Below are 1497 nucleotides of genomic sequence, written 5' to 3'. Positions count from 1 at the left end.
GATAATCCGGCACGTCATCAATCGGGTAGTGGTAGAACAGGGTGTTGCGATCCGCGCTACCCGGGTAATACAGCCCCGTGGGTTGGCGCTCCATATCGATCATCGGGTCATCAGGAGCGACAGCAATTCCTTCCTGGGTGGCGAAAAGATGGAGTGCGTTATCCCCCATCACGTCGTTGCTAACGTGGATGCAAGGCACACCCTGATTGATCTCAACAATGAGGCTCATACCGAATGATGGGTATTGGCGGTGCGTTACGCAGATGTCCAATGATGCGCCATCCCGAGGGTGCACCTCGATATCATAATAGTCGGCATGATGGGGCGGCACAGATTCATCGCACTGGATGCGCCAGTCTCTGGCGTTTTTCAGCGCGAATGATGAAAGCACGCCTTTGCTTTCACAGTGAAAGATGTTGCGGATACGTTTTTTGAAAGACTTAAACATAGTGACTCCGTGTTTGATAAGTGGTACTTTCATTATTCACACAATTGCTGATATGCAAGCCGGCCGCAAAACTTCGCAAAATCCGGCGATTTTATGCGGTTCGGCGATTTGCGAAAAAATCACGAGATTTTGCCCGGATCATTCGGTGTATAATCAGGGTGTTGCAGGCAGAGGCAGTAATAGCTGGTCTTGTTAGACCAGTGTTGGAAGAAACCCGAAAGCCATCGTTCCAAGAACGATGTCAATAACGACAATCAGCGATTGTGTCCAAAACAATACGTTTGGGATAGTAGCCAATGGCAGGTTTCCAGTACGGTGGCCGGATTCCACACTGAGTCTTGGCGTAACCGTCACGAGGCCAACCCAACACCCGCCAAAACACCATGTCTTGGGCGGCGGGATCTGGCGTTACTTCAATATGCTCGATTTCACCATAGCCACGGCAACGCCTTTTGCCAATATGAGTAATACGGGACAGCAGCGTCTCAACGCGGAACTTATCACCGATACACCAGGCGCGGATCTGATTTACCCCGACCAATGACTCAAAGAGGGAGTAACCTTTCCAGGGGCCGCTGGCGGTATCCAGTTTATCTCCCTGAATAGGGAGGTAACCGTTACGGCGATGTTCCGCTATCTTAGCAACATCAGTTTTTCGTGAGAGGTAGCGCTGTTCCCTAAACATCGGATCGAAAACCAGGGCGGAGGCAGCCCAAACAGCCGCTCCTTCCTGGCCGTTATCCGGCACAAGCCGTTGAAGGGGTAGATCCTCCTGGATGCTGAAGTCGGTATCTGGATTGCGGTCGCGTTCCTCCTCAACCCGTGCCTAAGCGAGTAGGGCACCGAGATGAATCAGGTGCCCCGGATCATGGATTCGGGCACCGGGCATCATGTGAAAATCAATACGTAGCGCGTCCATGGCATTACCCGAAAAAGCTGTCTAGCAGATCGAGGTCGATATCCGTCAGCTGCTCGCCAAGGGCTTCCATGTAATCTCCGCAATTATCCACTGTGATATCACCATCCACGCTGGAAACCACAACCTCATT

General features: G+C 51.8%; 2 protein-coding genes. Both read right to left on the bottom strand.

What is annotated here, in order from left to right; all coding sequences use genetic code 11:
* Positions 1 to 448: hypothetical protein (locus ACOCD2_RS19615; RefSeq protein WP_293653178.1), on the bottom strand; the 448-nt coding region annotated here is incomplete at its 3' end.
* A 241-nt stretch (positions 449 to 689) separates the two neighbouring features.
* Positions 690 to 1133 (bottom strand): hypothetical protein, encoded by a 444-nt coding sequence (locus ACOCD2_RS19610; protein WP_293653179.1) that lies wholly within the window; start codon positions 1131 to 1133, stop codon positions 690 to 692.
* Between the last annotated feature and the right edge of the window lie 364 nt (positions 1134 to 1497).

Source organism: Thiolapillus sp. (assembly GCF_048562965.1).
Classification (GTDB): Bacteria; Pseudomonadota; Gammaproteobacteria; order Chromatiales; family Chromatiaceae; genus Thiolapillus; species Thiolapillus brandeum_A.
This window is presented reverse-complemented; position numbering and strand designations above follow the sequence as displayed.